This window comes from Streptococcus anginosus subsp. whileyi MAS624, assembly GCF_000478925.1.
Lineage (GTDB): Bacteria > Bacillota > Bacilli > Lactobacillales > Streptococcaceae > Streptococcus > Streptococcus whileyi.
Genome location: NZ_AP013072.1, coordinates 68,839 through 90,499, shown reverse-complemented (window position 1 = coordinate 90,499; position 21,661 = coordinate 68,839). Strand labels below are relative to the sequence as shown.

Here is a 21,661-nt window from a genome sequence, read left to right as displayed (position 1 = left end):
GCTGTTTTTTTGATGTTTGCGAATATTGTACGGTATTTTCTTGAAAATCCTTTTTGAATATGATAGACTTAAGTCAGAAAAATGTGAAAGGCGAATATTAAAATGACAGGTGATTTGTTATATTCGGGAAAAGCTAAAGATTTATTTTTGACAGATGATGAAAATCTTATTATTGCACATTACAAAGACCAAGCGACAATGCTTAATGGTGCTCGTAAAGAGACTATTAAAGGTAAAGGCGTTCTTAATAATCAAATCTCATCTTTCATTTTTACGAAATTGAATGAAGCAGGTGTGGCGACTCACTTTGTTAAACAATTGTCAGAAACCGAACAATTGAATAAAAAAGTGGATATCATTCCGCTTGAAGTTGTTTTGCGTAATGTCACTGCAGGCTCATTCTCAAAACGTTTTGGGGTAGAAGAAGGTATTGAATTAGATACTCCAATCGTTGAATTTTACTACAAAAATGATGATTTGGATGACCCATTTATCAATGATGAGCACGTAAAATTCCTTGGTATTGCAAGTGATGAAGATATTGCTTATATCAAAGCAGAAACACGTCGTATTAATGACCTTTTGAAAGATTGGTTCAGCCAAATTGGTCTTAATTTGATTGATTTCAAATTGGAATTTGGTAAAGATAAAGATGGCAAAATTATTCTTGCGGATGAATTTTCACCAGATAACTGCCGTCTTTGGGATGGTGAAGGTCATCACATGGATAAAGATGTTTTCCGTCGTGATTTAGGTAGTTTGACAGATGTTTACGAAGTTGTCCTTAAAAAACTCAAAGAGCTTAACTAAAAACTGTGATTTCTAATTAAGTAGAAAGAAGAATTCTAAAAAGGGTAAAAAATGAATAAACGAATTTTCGTTGAGAAAAAATCAAATTTTAACATTAAGGCTCAGGCGCTTGTTAAAGAACTGAAACAGAATCTTCAGTTAGCGAGTTTGACCGATTTGCGTATTATTCAAGTGTATGATGTGTTTGGCTTGGCAGATTCGCTTTTTGAGCGTGCTGAAAAGAACATCTTCTCTGAACAGGTAACTGATACTATTTTGGCTGAAAGTGATGTGGTTGCTGAACTTGCTAACTATGCTTTCTTTGCCATCGAATCACTTCCAGGTCAATTTGATCAGCGTGCGGCTTCATCACAAGAAGCATTACTCCTTCTTGGCAGCAGTAATGATGTAACGGTTAATACGGCTCAACTTTATCTTGTTAACAAAGATATTGATACTGCTGAACTTGATGCGGTTAAGAATTATCTTCTTAATCCAGTAGATTCTCGTTTTAAAGATATTACGACAGGAATTGCACCGCAAGCATTTTCAGAGTCGGACAAAACGATTCCAAATCTTGATTTCTTCAAGACTTATACAGCGGCTGAATTTGCTGATTATAAAGCTGAACAAGGTTTGGCGATGGAAGTTGATGACCTTGTCTTTATCCAAGAGTACTTCAAATCAATTGGGCGCGTGCCAACGGAAACAGAATTGAAAGTTTTGGATACTTATTGGTCAGACCACTGCCGCCACACAACTTTCGAAACTGAGCTTAAACATATTGATTTCTCAGCATCTAAATTCCAAAAACAATTACAGGCAACTTATGATAAATATATTGCTATGCGTGATGAACTTGGACATTCTGAAAAGCCACAAACATTGATGGACATGGCGACAATCTTTTGTCGTTATGAACGTGCGAATGGTCGCTTGGACGATATGGAAGTGTCAGACGAAATTAACGCATGTTCTGTTGAAATTGAAGTGGATGTGAACGGTGTTAAAGAACCATGGCTTTTGATGTTCAAGAATGAAACACACAATCACCCAACAGAAATTGAACCATTTGGTGGTGCGGCGACCTGTATCGGTGGTGCAATCCGCGACCCATTGTCAGGACGTTCTTATGTTTATCAAGCAATGCGTATTTCAGGTGCTGGTGATATTACAACACCGATTGCTGAGACGCGTGCCGGCAAATTGCCGCAGCAAGTGATTTCTAAAACAGCGGCACATGGTTATTCTTCATATGGTAACCAAATCGGTCTTGCCACAACTTACGTTAAAGAATACTTCCACCCAGGATTCGTCGCTAAACGTATGGAACTCGGTGCCGTTGTCGGTGCAGCTCCTAAGGGAAATGTTGTTCGTGAGAAACCAGAAGCTGGTGATGTGGTTATTCTTCTCGGTGGTAAAACTGGTCGTGACGGTGTCGGTGGTGCAACTGGTTCATCTAAAGTTCAAACGGTTGAATCTGTTGAAACAGCTGGCGCAGAAGTTCAAAAAGGGAATGCTATTGAAGAACGGAAGATTCAACGTCTTTTCCGCAATGGTAATGTGACGCGTCTTATTAAAAAATCAAACGACTTTGGTGCTAGTGGTGTCTGTGTGGCAATTGGTGAATTAGCTGACGGTCTTGAAATCGACCTTAACAAAGTGCCTTTGAAATACCAAGGGCTTAATGGAACTGAAATTGCCATTTCTGAATCACAAGAACGGATGGCTGTTGTGGTTCGTCCGAAAGATGTTGATGCTTTCGTGGCAGAATGTCACAAGGAAAATATTGATGCGGTAGTGGTTGCCACAGTTACGGAAAAACAAAACCTTGTTATGACTTGGAATGGTCAAACAATCGTTGATATTGAACGTCGTTTCCTTGATACAAACGGTGTGCGCGTGGTGGTTGATGCTAATGTTGTTGACAGTCAAGTTGACATGCCAGAACAACGTACCACTTCAGCTGCGACACTTGAATCTGATACTGTAAATGTTCTTTCTGACCTTAATCACGCTAGTCAAAAAGGTTTACAAACCATCTTTGATAGCTCTGTTGGTCGTTCAACGGTCAATCATCCGATTGGTGGTCGTTATCAAATCACACCAACAGAAAGTTCAGTTCAAAAACTTCCTGTTCAAAACGGTGTAACAACAACAGCGTCAGTTATGGCACAAGGGTTCAACCCTTATATTGCTGAATGGTCACCATATCATGGTGCAGCTTATGCTGTTATCGAAGCAACAGCGCGTTTGGTGGCAACAGGTGCGAATTGGTCTAAAGCACGCTTCTCTTATCAAGAATATTTCCAACGTATGGATAAACAAGCTGAACGCTTTGGACAACCAGTTTCAGCCCTTCTTGGGTCAATCGAAGCACAATTACAACTAGGTTTACCATCAATCGGTGGTAAAGATTCAATGTCTGGTACCTTTGAAGAATTGACAGTACCACCAACATTGGTTGCCTTTGGTGTGACAACAGCTGATAGTCGTAATGTTCTTTCGCCAGAATTTAAAACAGCTGGTGAATACATTTACTACATTTCAGGGCAAGCTATTTCACAAGAGATTGATTTTGACTTGATCAAAGCTAACTTTGCTAAATTTGAAGCGATTCAAAAAGCACACCATATCACATCAGCTTCAGCTGTTAAGTATGGTGGTGTGATGGAAAGTTTGGCACTTTCAGCTTTTGGTAACCATATCGGTGCTAAAGTAGAATTGACAGAGCTTGAGACTAGTTTGACAGCACAACTCGGTGGCTTTATCTTTACATCTACTGAAGAAATTGCTGAAGTTAACAAAATAGGTGAAACTACAGCTGACTTTACACTTACTATCAATGGTGTCAACCTTGCAGGTGATAAACTTTTGTCAGCCTTTGAAAGCAAACTCGAAGATGTTTACCCAACTGAATTTGAACAAAGTACTAAACTTGAAGATGTTCCAGCAGTTACTTCAGATGCAGTGATTAAAACAAGTAAGAAAGTAGCAGAGCCACTTGTTTACATTCCAGTCTTCCCTGGTACAAATTCAGAATATGATTCAGCAAAAGCCTTTGAACAAGCTGGAGCAAAAGTGAATTTGGTTCCGTTCGTAACACTTGATGAGGCAGCCATTGAGACTTCAGTTGACACAATGGTTGACAACATCTGTAAAGCAAATATTATTTTCTTTACAGGAGGTTTCTCAGCTGCTGATGAACCAGACGGTTCTGCTAAATTCATCGTTAACATCTTGTTAAACCAAAAAGTCCGCGCAGCGATTGATAGCTTTATTGAAAAAGGCGGGCTGATTATCGGTATCTGTAATGGATTCCAAGCGCTTGTGAAATCAGGCCTACTTCCATACGGTAACTTTGAAGAAGCGACCGAAACAAGTCCGACACTCTTCTATAATGATGCCAACCAACATGTGGCGAAAATGGTTGAAACACGTATTTCCAATACGAACTCACCTTGGCTTGCCGGTGTCAAAGTTGGTGATATTCATGCAATCCCAGTATCACATGGTGAAGGGAAATTTGTCGTAACAGATGAAGAATTTGCAGAACTCCGTGACAACGGACAAATCTTCAGCCAATACGTGGATTTTGATGGCAAACCAAGCATGGATTCTAAATACAATCCAAACGGCTCTATTAATGCGATTGAAGGGATTACCAGCAAGAACGGTCAAATCATTGGTAAAATGGGACATTCAGAACGTTATGAAGACGGTCTTTTCCAAAATATTCCAGGAAATAAAGACCAACATCTCTTTGCAAGTGCTGTGCGTTACTTTACAGGGGAATAATACTCGTCAAATATCAAAAGAAACTATGATTTCGGATTCTTTTGATAATGATTGAGCATAAAAATGACAGAAAAACAAGAGGAAATGTCAGTGACATACGAAGTTAAATCTCTAAATGAAGAATGTGGTGTTTTTGGGATTTGGGGGCATCCTCAAGCAGCTCAAGTGACTTATTTTGGACTTCACAGTCTTCAACACCGCGGTCAAGAAGGTGCTGGTATTGTCACAAACGATAAGGGCAAACTTCTTCAGCACCGTAATACTGGTCTTCTTTCAGAAGTATTTAAAAATCCTGCTGATTTGGAAAAATTAACAGGAACTGCTGCTATTGGTCACGTTCGCTATGCGACTGCTGGCTCTGCGTCTATTAATAATATTCAACCATTTCTTTACAACTTTACAGACGAGCAATTTGGGCTTTGCCACAATGGTAATTTGACAAATGCAGTATCATTGAAAAAAGAATTGGAAGACCAAGGGGCGATTTTTAATGCCTCATCTGATACTGAAATTCTAATGCATTTGATTCGCCGTAGCCATAATTCTGAATTTATCGGTAAAGTCAAAGAAGCGTTGAACACTGTCAAAGGTGGCTTTGCTTATCTTTTGATGACAGAAGATAAATTGATTGCTGCGCTTGACCCAAATGGTTTTCGTCCCTTGTCAATTGGGCAAATGGCAAATGGTGCTTGGGTAGTATCAAGTGAAACGTGTGCCTTTGAAGTGGTTGGTGCCAAGTGGATTCGAGATGTGAAACCTGGTGAAATGGTTATTATTGATGACAATGGCATTCGGTACGATACCTACACGACGGATACTCAGCTTGCTATCTGTTCAATGGAATACATCTATTTTGCACGACCTGACAGTGATATTTATGGTGTCAATGTTCACACGGCTCGTAAAAATATGGGGAAACGTTTGGCACAGGAATTTCAACATGAAGCTGATATTGTCGTTGGTGTACCGAATTCATCACTTTCAGCAGCGATGGGATTTGCTGAAGAATCAGGTCTCCCAAATGAAATGGGCTTGGTGAAAAATCAGTACACACAACGTACTTTCATTCAACCGACACAAGAGTTGCGTGAGCAAGGTGTTCGCATGAAGCTCTCAGCCGTATCTGGTGTTGTTAAAGGGAAGCGCGTGGTCATGGTTGATGATTCTATCGTGCGTGGAACTACATCACGCCGTATCGTTCGTTTGCTTCGTGAAGCTGGTGCGACAGAAGTTCATGTGGCAATCGGTAGTCCAGAATTGAAATACCCATGTTTCTACGGTATCGATATTCAAAATCGTCGTGAATTGATTTCAGCTAATCATAGCAAAGATGAAGTTTGTGAGATTATCGGTGCTGATAGCTTGACTTACTTGTCAATTGACGGTTTGATTGAATCAATCGGTCTTGATACAGATGCGCCTAATGGTGGTTTGTGTGTGGCTTACTTTGACGGTAAGTATCCAACACCACTTTACGATTACGAAGAACCTTACCTCAAAAGCTTAGAAGAAAAAACAAGCTTCTATATTCATGAAGTTAATGAAAATAAATAGAACAGTTTAATAGCTCTGCTATTTCCCAAAAGGAGAAAAATATTATGACAAAAAACTCTTATGCTCCACGTCTTACCACTGACTAAAGGCTAAAGCATTCGTCAATGGACGCTTTGTCCTATGGGACCAAAGCTAAAGACCTGACTAGCTTTTTCAGTCAAAAGAATGGTTTGACTGAAAAAAACGTCGCAATCTCCAATATGGTTTTTTGACAAAAAAAGAGAAGGAAAATTATTATGACAAAAAATGCTTATGCTCAATCTGGTGTTGATGTTGAAGCGGGTTATGAAGTTGTTGCACGGATCAAAAAACACGTTGCGCGCACCGAACGTCTTGGCGTCATGGGCGCTCTTGGCGGTTTTGGTGGGATGTTCGACCTTACAAGAACTGGCGTGAAAGAGCCTGTTTTGATTTCAGGTACTGACGGTGTGGGAACAAAACTCATGCTTGCCATCAAATATGATAAACACGATACAATCGGTCAAGACTGTGTTGCCATGTGTGTCAATGACATCATTGCAGCTGGGGCAGAGCCGCTTTACTTCCTAGATTACGTTGCTACGGGTAAAAATGAACCAGCAAAACTTGAACAAGTCGTTGCAGGTGTTGCGGAAGGTTGTGTTCAATCTGGTGCAGCTCTTATCGGTGGCGAAACGGCTGAGATGCCTGGTATGTATGGTGAAGACGACTATGATTTAGCTGGTTTTGCGGTTGGTGTCGCTGAAAAGTCACAGATTATCGATGGCTCAAAAGTTTCTGATGGTGATGTTCTTCTTGGGCTTGCTTCCAGTGGGATTCACTCAAACGGTTATTCACTTGTGCGTCGCGTCTTTGCTGATTATACAGGTGAAGAAGTTCTTCCAGAACTTGAAGGCAAAAAATTGAAAGAAGTGCTGCTTGAACCAACACGTATCTATGTCAAAGCGGTGCTTCCGCTTATCAAAGAAGAATTGGTTAACGGCATTGCCCATATCACTGGAGGTGGCTTCATTGAAAATGTTCCACGGATGTTTGCGGATGATTGGGCTGCTGAAATTGAAGAGGATAAAGTCCCTGTTCTTCCAATTTTTAAAGCTCTTGAAAAATATGGCAGCATTAAACACGAAGAAATGTTTGAAATCTTCAACATGGGTATTGGTCTCATGTTGGCAGTTAGTCCTGATAAGGTTGAGCGCGTGAAAGAATTGCTTGATGAGCCAGTTTACGAACTTGGTCGTATCGTTAAAAAAGCTGATGCAAGTGTGGTGATGAAATAATGAGCAAAAAAATTGCCGTTTTTGCGAGTGGTAACGGGTTCAATTTTCAAGTCATTGCGGAGCAATTTCCGGTTGAATTTGTCTTTTCAGATCATCGAGATGCCTACGTTTTAGAGCGTGCTGAAAAACTTGGTGTGACAGCTCATGCTTTTGAACTCAAAGAGTTTGATAATAAAGTAGCTTACGAAGAAGCTATTGTTACTTTGCTTGAAAAATATGATATTGATGTGGTTTGCCTAGCTGGTTATATGAAGATTGTTGGTCCGACTTTGCTAGCAGCTTACGAAGGTCGTATCATCAATATTCACCCAGCTTATCTGCCAGAATTTCCAGGGGCTCATGGTATTGATGATGCTTGGGAAGCAGGTGTTGACCAATCTGGTGTTACCATTCACTGGGTTGACAATGGTGTTGACACGGGAAAAGTGATTAAACAAGTTCGTGTGCCTCGTCTGGCTGATGATACCATTGACAGTTTTGAAGCTCGTATTCATGAAGCAGAGTATAAACTCTATCCAGAGGTTTTGGAGAGCTTAGGAGTTGAGAAAAAGTAGTCAGCGTATTTGATAGCGTAGTTAGCTATTAGTATGCTGCCTTATAAGGAGATTATGATGATAAAAAAGATTTTGGTGTTTGTATTAACTTTTATTGTCGTTGCCTTTATAGTAAATGTACTATTTGGTAATCTTGAAAATCCGTTACGCCTTTGCTTGGCTTATTCTATCGGGCTTATTGCCAGTATTGCTATTGAGTGGTTTATATTTTACAAAAAGAAGTAGAAAGTAGGACTGAAATGACAAAACGTGCACTAATCAGTGTTTCAGACAAAGCGGGCATTGTTGAATTTGTTCAAGAATTAAAAAAACTTGGTTGGGATATTATCTCAACTGGCGGAACAAAAGTTACGCTTGATAAAGCAGGCGTTGATACTATCGCCATTGATGATGTAACGGGCTTCCCAGAAATGATGGACGGTCGTGTGAAAACACTTCATCCAAATATTCACGGCGGCCTTTTGGCTCGTCGCGACCTTGACAGCCACCTTCAAGCTGCAAAAGATAATCACATTGAATTGATTGACCTTGTTGTGGTTAACCTTTACCCATTCAAAGAAACTATTCTGAAACCATATGTGACTTATGCTGATGCGGTTGAAAACATTGATATCGGTGGTCCATCCATGCTTCGCTCTGCTGCTAAAAACCATGCTAGTGTTACAGTTGTCGTTGACCCAGCTGATTACGCTGTTGTTTTGGATGAATTGACAGCTAATGGTGAAACAAACTTTGAAACGCGTCAACGCTTGGCAGCCAAAGTTTTCCGTCACACAGCAGCTTACGACGCTTTAATTGCGGAATATTTCACAAAACAAGTCGGAGAAACAAAACCTGAAAAACTCACCATCATTTATGATTTGAAACAACCCATGCGTTATGGTGAAAACCCTCAACAAGACGCTGATTTCTACCAAAAAGCTTTGCCGACAGATTACTCAATTGCTTCTGCTAAACAATTGAATGGTAAAGAATTGTCATTTAACAACATCCGTGACGCTGACGCTGCAATCCGCATTATCCGTGATTTCAAAGACCGTCCCACTGTTGTTGCCCTTAAACACATGAATCCGTGTGGTATCGGACAAGCTGATGATATTGAAACAGCTTGGGACTATGCTTATGAATCAGACCCAGTTTCAATCTTTGGTGGTATTGTTGTGCTGAATCGTGAAGTTGACGCCGCAACAGCTAAGAAAATGCACGATATCTTCCTTGAAATCATCATTGCACCAAGTTATTCAGAAGAAGCCCTTGAAATCTTGACAACTAAGAAGAAAAACTTGCGCATTCTTCAATTGCCATTTGAAGCTCAAGAAGTTAGCCAAGTTGAAAAAGAATACACGGGTGTTGTCGGTGGTCTTCTGGTTCAAAACCAAGATGTTGTCAAAGAAAATCCAGCTGATTGGAAGGTTGTGACAAAACGTCAACCAACTGACCAAGAAAAAACAGCACTTGAATTTGCTTGGAAAGCCATCAAGTACGTGAAATCGAACGGTATCATCGTGACAAATGACCACATGACACTTGGTGTTGGTCCTGGTCAAACAAACCGTGTAGCTTCTGTTCGTATTGCTCTTGACCAAGCGAAAGACCGTCTTGACGGTGCGGTTCTTGCTAGTGATGCTTTCTTCCCATTTGCGGATAACGTAGAAGAAATCGCAGCCGCAGGTATTAAAGCAATCATCCAACCTGGTGGGTCCGTCCGTGACCAAGAATCTATTGATGTGGCTGATAAATACGGTATTGCCATGGTGTTTACAGGCGTACGGCATTTTAGACATTGAAAATAGTATAAAAACCTTGGATTGATTTTCCAAGGTTTTTAAAGTTGTTCAGAGGGACTTATTTTGGATAAATGTAACTAACTGCTCCTTGTCCAGCTGCATGAGGATTGAACCAGCCGCGGAAGTTGCCAATATACTGTTTTCCAGCGTAGTTGGCCTCTTGAATCTGAATGCGTGTGTTTGAGGCAACGTGAGTAACAACTCCAACGTGACCGTAACCACCGTCTGTCCAACAAATAATAGCCCCTACTTGCGGAGTTGTACCGGTTTTAAAACCAGCTCGTCTGGCACTAGCAGCCCAGTCACCACCGTTGCCCCAATAATTGCCAGCCCAAGGCGCAAGAGCTTTGGCGCCCCAAGTGCATTGACCTTTTGGATAAGTCGTTGCTGCGGCATAATTTGGTTGGAAAGAGACAGCAGGCTTCTCTACCTGATAGCTTGTACCTGCTAGTCCAATCATTTGACCGTTGAGATTGCGGTAGACATGTGTATGGAAAAGCCCGCTGCCAGTATGTTTTTGCGTATCAACTGTGAATTTGTAAATTCCATTTCCAGCTTTAGTAGCGGTGTACCACTGAATATCATCTTGGCCGTTGACTTCAGACCAAGTCGGTAGGGTAATCGTTCCGTCACCGTAGGCATCTGTCACTGTCACCTCATAAAGATAAGTTGAGCGTTTATTAACAGACACTTTGGTTTTAATCTTTTCTGCGGACATAGTAACCGAATCCGTTGCGTAACTATGCTCGCTACCGTCTTTATATTTCACATAAATATGATTGGTATATGTTCCGGACAAAACTTGATGATTGCGAATATCAAAGGTTGCCGTAAATGTTCCGTCACCGTTATTAGTGGCTGCATACCACTTGATATTGCTTTGATTGCTCGTGCTCCAAATAGGTACTCGGACGGATTGAATCGGCTTGGACTTTGAAGTTTCACTAACTTTGACGGTATAAGTCCCTTGTTCTTGATTGATATTTTCAACAGAGAAGAATGGTTTTTGCTCTTCTTCAGAAGGCAATTTATCAGCATCAACTTGGGCAGTGATTCCAGCTAAGCCAGTAAACTCTGGTTTGACATAGCTTTCTCCGTAAAGATGAATGTGATAAGTTCCTGTGTCATAGTTGTGTTTTTTTAGCTCAACTCTAACATTGTAGCTTCCATCAGGATTTTTAGTAGCTGCATACCATTGAAGATCATCCTGTCCGTTGCGGTCAGACCAAGCCGGAACAGTTAGTTTGTAGATTGTCTCAGGAACATTTTTGATCTGAATATCCATGATTCCAGGCTCAGGAAAGCTAGTCTGAATAGTAGGATTTGGTTTTTCAAGGTTAAAAGTGGTGCCATTTAACCCAATCATTTTTCCATTTTTACTTTCGTAAGTATGAACATGGTAAACACCGTAGCCTTTATGATTGGATAAGTCAATTTCTGTCGTGTCTTGCCCTGCCGTGTACCACTTGATGTCATCTTGTCCTTTTTCGTCAGACCAAACAGCGTGTAAAATGTTGGCATTTGTTTGATCTTTGTTTCGAGTAAAGGATATTTGAGCAGTCTTTCCTAAAACGGTTGTAGAAACCGTGCCGCTAGCTGGTTTTTCTACTTTGAAAGTCGTTCCGTTTAAACCAACCATTTTCCCATTGATATTGATATAGGTGTGGACGTGAAAGGTTCCATAACCAGTGTGCTGACGCAAATCAACAGCTGTAGTTGGTGTTTGGGGCGCGGAATACCACTTAATGTCATCTTGCCCATTTTCATCAGACCAAACAGCATGGTAAATGGTGTAAGGAACTTGCGTTTGCGAACGTGTATAGTTAATAGAAGCTGTATTTCCAGAAACATTTACAGTAATATCGCTAGCAAGAGTTGCCGGATTTGAGCTTTTTGGAGTACTATTTGCTTCCGAGGCTTGAGCTGTTAGTTGAGCTGAAAAAACGCTCAACACAGCGCTGGATAGTAAAAATAATTGACTGTATTTTTTCATAAATCTCCTTTGAATAAATAATTTGGATAGTTCCATTTAGATTATTCGGGAAAAGATGAGAAAAATGGTAAGTTAGATTGGAAAATTAGAAAATGATAGCGAGATTTCATTGTTATCGAAATATTTAACGATAAACAAAGGCATAAACGAACATTTGTGGTATAATTGATATAAATAATTCGCAAAGAGGGTAATCATGAAACTTTTGGTTGTTGGCTCAGGTGGACGCGAGCATGCTATTGCCAAGAAATTGTTAGAATCTCCGCAGGTGGAGCAGGTCTTTGTTGCTCCCGGAAATGACGGGATGACGCTTGATGGGCTGGATTTGATCAATATCGGAATTTCCGAACATTCCAAGCTAATTGACTTTGCCAAAGAAAATGGCATTGCTTGGACTTTCATTGGTCCAGATGACGCTTTAGCTGCAGGTATCGTTGATGATTTTGAAGCCGCCGGTCTCAAGGCTTTTGGACCGACTCGGCTAGCTGCTGAGCTGGAATGGTCCAAGGATTTTGCCAAGTCTATCATGAAAAAATACGGTGTGCCGACAGCACGCTACGAAACTTTTTCAGACTTTGAAAAAGCTAAATCCTATATCGAAAATCAAGGGGTTCCCATTGTGGTCAAAGCAGATGGTCTGGCGCTAGGAAAAGGTGTGGTCGTGGCCGAAACTGTGGAGCAAGCAGTGGATGCAGCGCACGAAATGTTGCTGGACAATAAATTCGGCGATTCTGGTGCGCGTGTAGTTATTGAAGAATTTCTTGAAGGAGAAGAGTTTTCTCTTTTTGCCTTTGTTAATAGTGATAAGTTTTACATCATGCCAACAGCTCAGGACCACAAACGTGCTTATGACGGTGACAAGGGCCCTAATACAGGCGGTATGGGCGCTTATGCACCGGTACCACAGCTGTCGCAAGCGATAGTTACTCAGTCGGTTGACACTATTGTCCAGCCGGTACTGAAAGGTATGATAGCAGAAGGGCGCTCTTACCTCGGCGTGCTTTATGCGGGGCTTATTTTGACTGCGGACGGTCCCAAGGTCATTGAGTTCAATGCTCGCTTTGGTGATCCAGAGACGCAGGTCATTCTGCCGCGCCTAACCTCTGATTTTGCGCAAAACATCGCGGACATTTTGGAGGGCAAGGAGCCAGATATGACCTGGGCGAACAGCGGTGTGACATTGGGCGTTGTGGTGGCTTCTGAAGGTTATCCACTTGCCTACGAAAAAGGTGTGGTTCTGCCAGAAAAGACCGACGGTGATATCATCACCTACTATGCAGGCGCTAAGTTTGGTGAAAATGGCAAAGCACTGCTGTCCAATGGCGGCCGAGTCTATATGTTAGTCACCACATCTGACAGCGTTTCAGCTGCGCAGGAAAAAATTTACGCCCAACTCGACAAACAAGACACGACTGGACTTTTCTACAGAACTGATATTGGGAGCAAGGCTCTTGAAAAATAAAAAATGTATACTAGTTAGTGCCTGTTTGCTTGGAGAAAATTGCAAGTACAATGGAGGCAATAATTATAATCAAGCTGTTATTGACTTTGTTGCGGATAAAGATGTCTTAGCAGTGTGCCCGGAAGTTGCGGGCGGCTTATCAGTTCCAAGAGAGCCAGTAGAGATTTTAAAAGGGCGGCCATGTGATGTCAATGGGAATTTTTATGATAAAGAATTTCAAGTAGGAATTGATCACACATTGTCTAGTTTAGCTGAAAAAAACATTGACTTGGCTATTCTTCAGTCCCGAAGTCCCTCTTGTGGTGTCAACCAGATTTACGATGGTCATTTTTCTGGTCGAAAAATAGAGGGCAGTGGTCTTTTTGCGCAAGCATTAAAGAAACGAGGCTACAGAGTTGTTGATGCTGAAGATATAATTAAATAAAGTATAGCGCTAGCTCAAGCGACCAAAGGTCGTTATGAAACTATGTCTGTTACCACTGTGGTATTTTGGGAAAGTTTGTAGCTCAAAGGTCTACAAACCTAGTCAAGAAGATTTTTTAGATGGGATGTTAGCTTTTCCTCGGCTTTTAAGAAAAGATGAGAAGAAAAGCGTAGCATCACACGAAAGAAAGTTCACGACGCCTCTACAGCCTAAGGCAGGCTTGAAAAAGGAGAAATTATGCAACCAATTATTTCTATTATCATGGGTTCTAAATCCGACTGGGAAACGATGAAAAAGGCAGCCCAAGTTCTTGAGGACTTCTGTGTTGCTTATGAAAAAAAGGTGGTCTCAGCTCACCGAACACCAGACCTTATGTTCCGCTATGCTGAGGGAGCACGTGACCGTGGGATTAAGGTCATCATTGCAGGAGCGGGCGGTGCAGCTCACCTGCCTGGTATGGTAGCAGCTAAAACAACGTTGCCGGTTATCGGTGTGCCTGTCAAATCTCGTGCTTTGAGCGGAGTGGACTCGCTTTACTCTATTGTGCAAATGCCTGGTAGCGTGCCTGTTGCAACGATGGCTATCGGCGAAGCGGGTGCGACCAATGCAGCGCTCTTTGCTTTGCGCTTGCTGTCTGTTGAAGATGCCAAAATTGCCCAAGCACTGGCTGACTTTACAGAAAAACAAGGAAAGATTGCTGAGGAGTCTAGCAATGAACTCAACTAAAACAATTGGAATTATCGGTGGTGGTCAATTAGGACAAATGATGGCGATTGCTGCAATCTACCGTGGGCATAAGGTCATTACGCTAGATCCAGCTGCTAATTGTCCAGCTGCTCGTGTCAGTGAGGTTATCGTTGCTCCTTATGATGATGTGGCGGCTCTTCGTCAATTGGCTGAGCGCTGTGATGTCCTGACTTATGAATTTGAAAATGTGGATGCAGACAGCTTAGATGCGGTTGCTGATTTGTCAGATTTGCCACAGGGGACCAGACTGCTACGTATCTCTCAAAACCGAGTACACGAGAAAGAGTTTCTCTCAAGCACAGGCGTGAATTTGGCTCCTTATCGCGTCATTCGCTCGTCTTCAGACTTGGGAAATTATGATTTTTCTGTCAAGCGTGTACTAAAGACAGCAACAGGTGGTTATGATGGTCACGGACAGGTCGTCATTAGAGACGAGGAGAGTTTAGCGACTGCGCGTGATTTGGCAGACAAGACTCTTTGTGTGTTGGAGGATTTCGTCCCCTTCACTATGGAAATATCGGTCATTGTGTCTGGAAATGGCACAGATTTGACCCTTTTCCCTGTTCAGGAAAATATCCACCGCAACAATATCCTTTCTAAAACGATTGTCCCCGCGCGGATTTCCCAAGATTTAGCGGACAAGGCTCTGCAAATGGCAAGAAAAATTGCCACAGAAGTCCAACTTTCTGGTACACTATGTATAGAGATGTTTGTGGCTGGTAGCCAAATTTTGGTCAATGAAATCGCGCCGCGCCCGCATAATTCAGGGCATTATTCTATCGAAGCCTGTGATTTCTCACAGTTTGATACTCATATCTTAGGGATTTTGGGTCAGCCTCTCCCAGATATCAAACTTCATGCCCCAGCCGTCATGCTCAATATCCTTGGACAACACGTAGAGCAAGCGGTACAGTATGTGGCAGACCATCCTAGCGCCCACCTTCACCTTTATGGCAAAGAAGAAGCCAAGCACAATCGCAAGATGGGACATGTGACCCTCTTTAGTGATGAGCCGGATAGTGTGGTTGAGCTTGGGAAAGGAATTGATTTTTAGGAGAAATCTATGATTCAAATAATCGTAAATGCATTTGTTGAAAAGGATAAGACTGGAGCTGTCGTTGAAGTCTTGTTTGCTAGTGCTGACCATGATAAGGTGCAAGCTAAATATGATGAATTAGTTGCTCAATATCCTGAAAATTATTTAGTGATTTATGATTTGCCAACGGATACAGATCTCAACACTTTACCGCACTATCCATCTGTATGGATTGGAAAAGAGGAATTTGAGTAAGGAGGAAGATTTGGAAGATACTATTTTTGATGACGATTTTTTTCATTATAGTGTAGTACTCAATACAGAGTTTATGACAGCAGCTGATTTTCTTTTTGATGGGTTAGAGAGTATGATTTACGTTACTTACTTCCAGTCTTATTCGGAATCGAAAATATTTAAAGCATATTATCAAATAGCTGTTGGTATTGAAAGAATTCAAAAAATAATATTAAATTTAGCATATAATCAGTTGGAAGGAGATAAGAAGCAGGAATTTAGTTCTCAAATCAAGAAAGCTTTCTATGGTCATAATCATGAGCAGTTGAATAATCTTCTGATTCAGTACATGGAAATTAAAACAAAATTACAAAAACAGGAAAATAGTTTTTTAAGTCAGTTGATGGAGTTTTATTCAACTCATCGATACAGTAAATTTCAAAAAGACACTGAGCTTACTTCCTTATTTAAATTTCATACAGGTGAAAGTTTTCAAATGAACACGGAAAAATTTCATTATCGATTAAATGAGATTTTTGATTCAGTTGAAAAAATACTATTATTTTATTTTGATATTTTGGATACTATACAATCAAAAGTACGAAATTATTTAGGTGAAACTGGTACGGATACAAAGTTATTTGTAATTTACAATCATTCAAATGTACTGAAAAGTTTTTTTAAACTATTTATTTTAGCTAAATTAGAATATAGCAATAGAGCTTCAGATTTCTGTCCGCTTTATACATCTGTGGAGAAATCTTTATCAAATATTGATGTTTATTTTGGTGGAAATGGTGCAAGCGTAATATATGGGTTGTTTGATTGCTATTACAGAAATGTTGAGTCTCGAGATTGGCAAGATTTTGATTATCCGCTTCCTTTCAGAAATGAAGATAACAAGAAATTAAAATCTCAATTAAGTGAATTAGCTAAGATAATAGCTTATTATGAAAACAGAAATACAGATATAAATAAATTTTGGGGAGACTAATCCCTTAGAATAAAGAAAGGAAACAAAAACACATGATCAACCGTTATTCACGCCCTGAGATGGCGAACATTTGGAGTGAGGAAAATAAGTACCGTGCTTGGCTTGAGGTGGAAATCTTGGCTGATGAGGCTTGGGCTGAGCTGGGTGAGATTCCTAAGGAAGATGTGGCTAAAATCCATGCTAATGCGGACTTTGATATTGACCGCATTTTGGAAATTGAGCAGGAGACTCGCCACGATGTGGTGGCCTTTACTCGTGCAGTATCTGAAACGCTTGGCGAAGAGCGCAAGTGGGTTCACTACGGCTTGACGTCTACTGATGTGGTGGACACAGCCTATGGTTATCTCTACAAGCAAGCAAACGACATCATTCGCAAAGATTTGGATCATTTCCTCAACATTGTAGCGGACAAGGCGCGTGAGCATAAGTTTACCATCATGATGGGGCGTACTCATGGGGTGCATGCGGAGCCTACGACTTTCGGTCTGAAGCTCGCGACTTGGTACAGTGAAATGAAGCGCAACATTGAGCGTTTTGAACATGCTGCCGCTGGTGTGGAAGCAGGTAAAATTTCAGGTGCAGTTGGAAACTTTGCCAACATTCCGCCATTTGTGGAAAAATATGTCTGTGATAAGTTAGGCATCCGTGCGCAAGAAATTTCAACGCAAGTCCTGCCACGTGACCTGCACGCTGAGTATTTTGCGGTACTTGCTAGTATTGCTACGTCTATCGAACGTATGGCAACTGAAATTCGCGGACTGCAAAAATCCGAACAGCGCGAAGTGGAAGAATTCTTTGCTAAAGGGCAAAAGGGCAGCTCTGCCATGCCTCACAAACGCAACCCGATTGGTTCTGAAAATATGACCGGTCTGGCTCGTGTGATCCGCGGTCACATGGTGACGGCTTATGAAAATGTGTCTCTCTGGCATGAACGTGATATTTCGCATTCTTCAGCGGAGCGCATTATCACACCTGATACGACTATTCTGATTGACTATATGCTTAATCGCTTTGGCAATATCGTTAAGAATCTGACTGTTTTCCCAGAAAATATGCGCCGCAATATGAACTCAACTTTTGGTCTTATTTACAGTCAGCGCGTTATGCTGAGTCTGATTGAAAAAGGCATGACACGTGAAGAGGCTTATGACTTGGTACAGCCAAAGACGGCTTATTCTTGGGACAATCAAACAGATTTTCGTCCGCTACTAGAAGCTGATGAAGCTGTGACCTCTCGTTTAACACCAGAGGAAATTGACGACATTTTTGATCCAGTTTACTACACCAAGCGTGTGGATGATATTTTCCACCGTATAGGTTTGGATTAAAACAAAACTAAAAAATCCAGTAAAATCAAGCTTGATTTTACTGGATTTTTGTTCTCTCACCAAGCAAAAGCGTTGGTTGGGGTTTCTAAGGCTTTTAGCCAGGAATTGTCGGAAACACGACAGAGGGTAACAGAAAGTCCTGCCATATCTAGGCTTGTGATGAGGTGACCTGTTTTGACAAAGGGTAGTTTCAAGCCTTCTATATCTAACAATTGAAGAATGTCATCTGTGAAAACGAGTTCTTCTAATTTTGAAGTGCCGCCTAAGTTATTGATGAGGAGAATAAACTCTTGTCCTTCTTGCCATTTGAATTTCATTTTGATTTTGTTGATAAGCTCCACAGCGAGCAGTTCGGAAGATTCGAACGGAACCATCCGATAACCAGGTTCTCCGTGGATTCCAATTCCGTAGGAAATTTGACCTTGGGGCAAATCAAAGATAGGCAGTTGCTTGCTTGGTAAGGTGGCAGATTTTGTTGCGACTCCCAGTGTCGCAATGGAGGTGGACAGAGAAAGAGCTAGCTTTTCCAACTCATCCAAGTTTGCTCCTTCTTTGGCAGCCTGCCCGAGAATTTTATGTAAGAGAATTGTTCCTGCAACCCCGCGGTGACGGATTTGGAAGTTGCTTTTTTCGACTGAAATATCATCATGGGAAATGATGTATTTGACTGGAATTCCTTCCTTGCGTGCTTGATAAATGGCTTGAGAAAATTCTTTAATATCAGCATCGAAGTTTTTAATAATGACAAAAACGCCCTTGCCTTGATGCAGAAAACGAATGGTTTCTAAAATATGCTCCGCACAAGGTGGCACAAAAATGGGGCCACTAATAGCAGCGGTTAACATACCATCGCCCACATAGCCAAAATGAGCTGGTTCATGGCCACTGCCGCCACCCGAAATAATGGGCACGACAGAAGAATCGTGCTGATTATGATAAATGACGGGCAGTTGTTTCAGCTGTGAAAGGTGAGGATACATGCGAGTAATTGCATTGATGTTTTGCTGAATGCTTGAATGAATTGAATTGATAATGTGAACCATATACTTGCCTTAATTTTCTATAGCTGTTTTGATTAGTTGTGTCAAAAGTTGCGCCTGTTGTTGGTAATCTTGCTCAGATAAATCCAGCAGATGTTTGATAGCATTCGCAAGCGCTTGACTGTGATAATGAATGAAAAAATGATACTCCATTTCAGAATGGAAAGGGGGGGAATGATATTCTCTGACGAGTTTGGCTACAAGTTGTTGACAGTAGGTTTGAAAATAAGAAGAAAAGTCATTTTGGTCAACGATGTCAAATAATTGTGCATAAAAACTCTTATTGACGCTAAAATAGTGCAGCAATTCTTGCAGCAACTGATAGCCAGAGATATATTCCAGATTATCCGTCACCTGCTCTCGCAGCTCTGTCTGAAAAATCCATTCTAATAATTCATACTTGTCCAGAAAATGATTGTAAAACGTTTGCCTGCGAATACCGGCGTCTTCCATAATTTGTCGAACAGAGATTTTTTCAAAAGCTTGTTCGGTCAGTAATTTTTTAAAGGATTTGGCAATCCTTTTTTTCGTGATTAAGGATGTTGCCATCTTCCCTCCTCAGTCTTTTTAGTCCTATTCTTAGTTTATCATGAATGATGCAATAGGAAAACTAAAAAGAGGGACAGATTTTTGATTTTGTCCGTTCCAAAATAGAGCAAAGAATTCTACAATAAAAATAAGAAAAATAAAGCAAAGGAGAAACTCATGAAAAAAATTATCAATCAACCAACAGCTGTTGTGGACGAAATGCTAGACGGTCTGGCTTATATCCACAGTGATTTGGTGCATCGTGTAGAAGGCTTTGACATCATTGCCCGAAACAGCGAAAAATCTGGCAAGGTAGCGATTATATCAGGTGGCGGTAGCGGTCATGAGCCTGCTCATGCTGGCTTTGTGGGCGACGGTATGTTGTCAGCTGCGATTTGCGGGGCGGTCTTTACTTCCCCAACTCCTGACCAAGTCTTGCAGGCAATCAAAGAAGCAGACGAGGGCGCAGGTGTGTTCATGGTTATCAAGAATTATTCTGGCGACATCATGAACTTTGAAATGGCGCAGGATATGGCAGAAATGGAAGGCCTCGAGGTGGCAAGTGTTGTTGTAGATGACGATATTGCTGTTGAAGATAGCCTTTACACGCAAGGTCGACGCGGTGTTGCGGGTACGATTTTTGTACATAAGATTTTAGGTCATGCGGCGCGTGCTGGAAAATCACTGAGTGAAATCAAGGCCTTGGCTGATGAATTGGTTCCTCAGATTCATACGGTTGGGCTAGCTCTCAGTGGAGCAACCGTTCCTGAAGTTGGGAAACCTGGCTTTGTACTTGCTGATGATGAAATTGAATTTGGCATCGGCATTCATGGAGAACCCGGCTATCGCAAAGAAAAAATGCAGCCGTCTAAAGACTTGGCACAAGAATTGGTGGCGAAATTAAAAGATTCTTTTGAATTCAAAGCAGGAGATAAAATCGGAATCCTTATCAATGGTATGGGGGCAACGCCGCTCATGGAACAATACGTCTTTGCCAACGATGTGGCTGGAATTCTCGCAGCAGCAGGTCTGGAAGTTGTTTACAAGAAATTAGGAAATTACATGACATCTATTGACATGGCAGGCATTTCTCTGACCTTTGTCAAATTGGAACGTGAAGACTGGCTGGAAGCTTTGAACAGTCCAGTTGCAACGATTGCTTGGTAGGAGGTACGATATGGATGCAGCATTAGCAAAGAAATGGATGCTTCTCTTTAATGAAAAAATTCAAGCCAACAAAGACTACTTGTCAGAGTTAGACACGCCCATTGGTGACGGAGACCACGGAGGAAATATGGCGCGTGGCATGGCAGCTGTCGTTGAAAATCTGGAAGGAAAGGATTTTGCCAATTCAGCAGAAGTCTTTCAAGTTGTCTCCATGCAATTGCTTAGCAAGGTTGGCGGGGCTTCTGGCCCCCTTTATGGCTCAGCCTTTATGGGAATAATGAAGGCTGAAAAAGAGGTTACTAGCTTGGCGGATGCTGTTCAAGCAGGGTTTGATATGATTCAAAAGCGAGGAAAGGCTGTTCCGGGTGAAAAAACCATGGTGGATGTCTGGTCTGGTGTGGTGATGGCTCTTCAAAAAGGAGAATTGACCAAAGAAACCATTCATACTTTGGTTGAAGCGACGAAAGATATGAAAGCAACGAAGGGTCGGGCTTCTTATGTCGGAGAGCGCTCTATCGGACATATTGACCCCGGTTCGTATTCATCAGGCTTACTTTTTGAAGCCTTGCTAGAAGTGGAGGAAAAAGCATGACAGAAGTTGGGATTGTCATCGTTTCTCATTCAAAATGGCTTGCTCAAGGCCTTGTGGATTTAATTTCAGAAGTTGCTAAAGACATTGTGCTGACCTATGTAGGCGGTACAGAAGATGGCGGCATTGGCACAAGTTTTGAGCAAGTCCAAACGATTGTGGAAGCTAACAAAGCGGAGAAGATTTTAGCTTTCTTTGATCTTGGATCAGCTCGCATGAATCTGGAGCTGGTGGCAGATTTTTCAGATAAGGACATCATCATCAATAATGTTCCCATTGTTGAAGGGGCTTATACTGCGGCTGCTCTTTTGCAAGCCGGTGCAGATTTGGCGACCATACAAGAACAATTGAAAGAGTTAGAAATTAAGAAATAAAGGAGTT

The 21,661-nt window shown here is 41.4% G+C and carries 20 protein-coding genes; 17 read left to right on the top strand and 3 right to left on the bottom strand.

Going from position 1 to position 21,661, the window contains the following annotated elements:
* The first annotated feature begins 102 nt into the window (after positions 1 to 102).
* The 7 genes from purC (at position 103) to purH (ending at position 9,738) form a co-directional block, all read left to right on the top strand.
* Entirely contained in the window at positions 103 to 810 is a 708-nt protein-coding gene (gene purC, locus ANG_RS00430; RefSeq protein ID WP_025271537.1) for a phosphoribosylaminoimidazolesuccinocarboxamide synthase, read from the top strand.
* Positions 811 to 861: 51 nt separating this feature from the next.
* Positions 862 to 4,587, top strand: a complete 3,726-nt coding sequence (locus tag ANG_RS00425; protein WP_025271536.1) for a phosphoribosylformylglycinamidine synthase — start codon at positions 862 to 864, stop codon at positions 4,585 to 4,587.
* 90 nt (positions 4,588 to 4,677) lie between these two features.
* The gene (gene purF / locus ANG_RS00420; RefSeq protein ID WP_020999418.1) at positions 4,678 to 6,141 is read left to right on the top strand and encodes an amidophosphoribosyltransferase; all 1,464 of its coding nucleotides are present in this window, start codon (positions 4,678 to 4,680) and stop codon (positions 6,139 to 6,141) included.
* Positions 6,142 to 6,377: 236 nt separating this feature from the next.
* Positions 6,378 to 7,397, top strand: coding sequence for a phosphoribosylformylglycinamidine cyclo-ligase (purM, locus tag ANG_RS00415; RefSeq protein ID WP_003037010.1), 1,020 nt, complete (start codon positions 6,378 to 6,380; stop codon positions 7,395 to 7,397).
* Entirely contained in the window at positions 7,397 to 7,951 is a 555-nt protein-coding gene (gene purN / locus ANG_RS00410; protein WP_003036906.1) for a phosphoribosylglycinamide formyltransferase, read from the top strand. The genes purM and purN overlap by 1 nt, the downstream gene beginning before the upstream one ends.
* A 57-nt stretch (positions 7,952 to 8,008) precedes the next feature.
* Entirely contained in the window at positions 8,009 to 8,176 is a 168-nt protein-coding gene (locus ANG_RS00405; RefSeq protein ID WP_003036929.1) for a hypothetical protein, read from the top strand.
* Between the two features lie 14 nt (positions 8,177 to 8,190).
* Positions 8,191 to 9,738 (top strand): bifunctional phosphoribosylaminoimidazolecarboxamide formyltransferase/IMP cyclohydrolase, encoded by a 1,548-nt coding sequence (gene purH / locus ANG_RS00400; protein WP_025271535.1) that lies wholly within the window; start codon positions 8,191 to 8,193, stop codon positions 9,736 to 9,738.
* Positions 9,739 to 9,796: 58 nt separating this feature from the next.
* On the opposite strand, the gene ANG_RS00395 is transcribed toward purH, so the two are convergent.
* A complete protein-coding gene (locus ANG_RS00395; protein WP_025271534.1) occupies positions 9,797 to 11,731 on the bottom strand; it encodes a GBS Bsp-like repeat-containing protein in 1,935 nt (644 codons plus the stop codon).
* 196 nt (positions 11,732 to 11,927) lie between these two features.
* Here ANG_RS00395 and purD point away from each other — a divergent pair, with 196 nt between their 5' ends.
* From purD to purB, 7 genes are all read left to right on the top strand, one after another.
* Positions 11,928 to 13,193: a phosphoribosylamine--glycine ligase gene (purD, locus tag ANG_RS00390; protein ID WP_025271533.1), complete on the top strand. Its 1,266-nt coding sequence runs from the start codon at positions 11,928 to 11,930 to the stop codon at positions 13,191 to 13,193.
* Positions 13,183 to 13,617, top strand: a complete 435-nt coding sequence (locus ANG_RS00385) for a 2-thiouracil desulfurase family protein (protein ID WP_025271532.1) — start codon at positions 13,183 to 13,185, stop codon at positions 13,615 to 13,617. The genes purD and ANG_RS00385 overlap by 11 nt, the downstream gene beginning before the upstream one ends.
* Positions 13,618 to 13,854: 237 nt before the next feature.
* Positions 13,855 to 14,343 carry a 5-(carboxyamino)imidazole ribonucleotide mutase gene (gene purE / locus ANG_RS00380; protein ID WP_025271531.1) on the top strand — a complete coding sequence of 163 codons (489 nt, stop codon included), beginning with the start codon at positions 13,855 to 13,857 and terminating at the stop codon, positions 14,341 to 14,343.
* Positions 14,330 to 15,418 carry a 5-(carboxyamino)imidazole ribonucleotide synthase gene (gene purK, locus ANG_RS00375; protein WP_020999422.1) on the top strand — a complete coding sequence of 363 codons (1,089 nt, stop codon included), beginning with the start codon at positions 14,330 to 14,332 and terminating at the stop codon, positions 15,416 to 15,418. Before purE ends, purK begins: the two co-directional genes overlap by 14 nt.
* A 9-nt stretch (positions 15,419 to 15,427) precedes the next feature.
* Entirely contained in the window at positions 15,428 to 15,655 is a 228-nt protein-coding gene (locus ANG_RS00370) for a hypothetical protein (protein ID WP_003036973.1), read from the top strand.
* 10 nt (positions 15,656 to 15,665) lie between these two features.
* Positions 15,666 to 16,628: a hypothetical protein gene (locus ANG_RS00365; protein ID WP_155238730.1), complete on the top strand. Its 963-nt coding sequence runs from the start codon at positions 15,666 to 15,668 to the stop codon at positions 16,626 to 16,628.
* Positions 16,629 to 16,660: 32 nt separating this feature from the next.
* On the top strand, positions 16,661 to 17,956 hold the full coding sequence (gene purB, locus ANG_RS00360) for an adenylosuccinate lyase (RefSeq protein WP_003036971.1): 1,296 nt from the start codon (positions 16,661 to 16,663) through the stop codon (positions 17,954 to 17,956).
* A gap of 56 nt (positions 17,957 to 18,012) precedes the next feature.
* On the opposite strand, the gene dhaQ is transcribed toward purB, so the two are convergent.
* Together dhaQ and dhaS are read right to left on the bottom strand one after the other, a co-directional pair.
* Entirely contained in the window at positions 18,013 to 18,999 is a 987-nt protein-coding gene (gene dhaQ, locus ANG_RS00355; protein WP_003037067.1) for a DhaKLM operon coactivator DhaQ, read from the bottom strand.
* A 9-nt stretch (positions 19,000 to 19,008) separates the two neighbouring features.
* On the bottom strand, positions 19,009 to 19,545 hold the full coding sequence (dhaS, locus tag ANG_RS00350; RefSeq protein WP_003036982.1) for a dihydroxyacetone kinase transcriptional activator DhaS: 537 nt from the start codon (positions 19,543 to 19,545) through the stop codon (positions 19,009 to 19,011).
* A 156-nt stretch (positions 19,546 to 19,701) separates the two neighbouring features.
* Here dhaS and dhaK point away from each other — a divergent pair, with 156 nt between their 5' ends.
* The 3 genes from dhaK to dhaM are packed head-to-tail and all read left to right on the top strand — an operon-like array spanning position 19,702 to position 21,654.
* Entirely contained in the window at positions 19,702 to 20,691 is a 990-nt protein-coding gene (dhaK, locus tag ANG_RS00345) for a dihydroxyacetone kinase subunit DhaK (RefSeq protein WP_003037017.1), read from the top strand.
* 10 nt (positions 20,692 to 20,701) lie between these two features.
* The gene (gene dhaL / locus ANG_RS00340) at positions 20,702 to 21,283 is read left to right on the top strand and encodes a dihydroxyacetone kinase subunit DhaL (protein WP_003036977.1); all 582 of its coding nucleotides are present in this window, start codon (positions 20,702 to 20,704) and stop codon (positions 21,281 to 21,283) included.
* A complete protein-coding gene (dhaM, locus tag ANG_RS00335) occupies positions 21,280 to 21,654 on the top strand; it encodes a dihydroxyacetone kinase phosphoryl donor subunit DhaM (RefSeq protein WP_003036922.1) in 375 nt (124 codons plus the stop codon). The genes dhaL and dhaM overlap by 4 nt, the downstream gene beginning before the upstream one ends.
* Positions 21,655 to 21,661: the final 7 nt, after the last annotated feature.

Coding starts and splice junctions, on each gene's coding strand:
- purM (WP_003037010.1), top strand. CDS start 6,378: ATGACAAAAAATGCTTATGCTCAATCTGGTGTTGATGTTGAAGCGGGT.
- dhaQ (WP_003037067.1), bottom strand. CDS start 18,999: ATGGTTCACATTATCAATTCAATTCATTCAAGCATTCAGCAAAACATC.
- dhaK (WP_003037017.1), top strand. CDS start 19,702: ATGAAAAAAATTATCAATCAACCAACAGCTGTTGTGGACGAAATGCTA.
- purE (WP_025271531.1), top strand. CDS start 13,855: ATGCAACCAATTATTTCTATTATCATGGGTTCTAAATCCGACTGGGAA.
- dhaS (WP_003036982.1), bottom strand. CDS start 19,545: ATGGCAACATCCTTAATCACGAAAAAAAGGATTGCCAAATCCTTTAAA.
- purB (WP_003036971.1), top strand. CDS start 16,661: ATGATCAACCGTTATTCACGCCCTGAGATGGCGAACATTTGGAGTGAG.
- purH (WP_025271535.1), top strand. CDS start 8,191: ATGACAAAACGTGCACTAATCAGTGTTTCAGACAAAGCGGGCATTGTT.
- purN (WP_003036906.1), top strand. CDS start 7,397: ATGAGCAAAAAAATTGCCGTTTTTGCGAGTGGTAACGGGTTCAATTTT.
- ANG_RS00395 (WP_025271534.1), bottom strand. CDS start 11,731: ATGAAAAAATACAGTCAATTATTTTTACTATCCAGCGCTGTGTTGAGC.
- purC (WP_025271537.1), top strand. CDS start 103: ATGACAGGTGATTTGTTATATTCGGGAAAAGCTAAAGATTTATTTTTG.
- dhaL (WP_003036977.1), top strand. CDS start 20,702: ATGGATGCAGCATTAGCAAAGAAATGGATGCTTCTCTTTAATGAAAAA.
- ANG_RS00405 (WP_003036929.1), top strand. CDS start 8,009: ATGATAAAAAAGATTTTGGTGTTTGTATTAACTTTTATTGTCGTTGCC.
- purD (WP_025271533.1), top strand. CDS start 11,928: ATGAAACTTTTGGTTGTTGGCTCAGGTGGACGCGAGCATGCTATTGCC.
- ANG_RS00425 (WP_025271536.1), top strand. CDS start 862: ATGAATAAACGAATTTTCGTTGAGAAAAAATCAAATTTTAACATTAAG.
- dhaM (WP_003036922.1), top strand. CDS start 21,280: ATGACAGAAGTTGGGATTGTCATCGTTTCTCATTCAAAATGGCTTGCT.
- purK (WP_020999422.1), top strand. CDS start 14,330: ATGAACTCAACTAAAACAATTGGAATTATCGGTGGTGGTCAATTAGGA.
- ANG_RS00370 (WP_003036973.1), top strand. CDS start 15,428: ATGATTCAAATAATCGTAAATGCATTTGTTGAAAAGGATAAGACTGGA.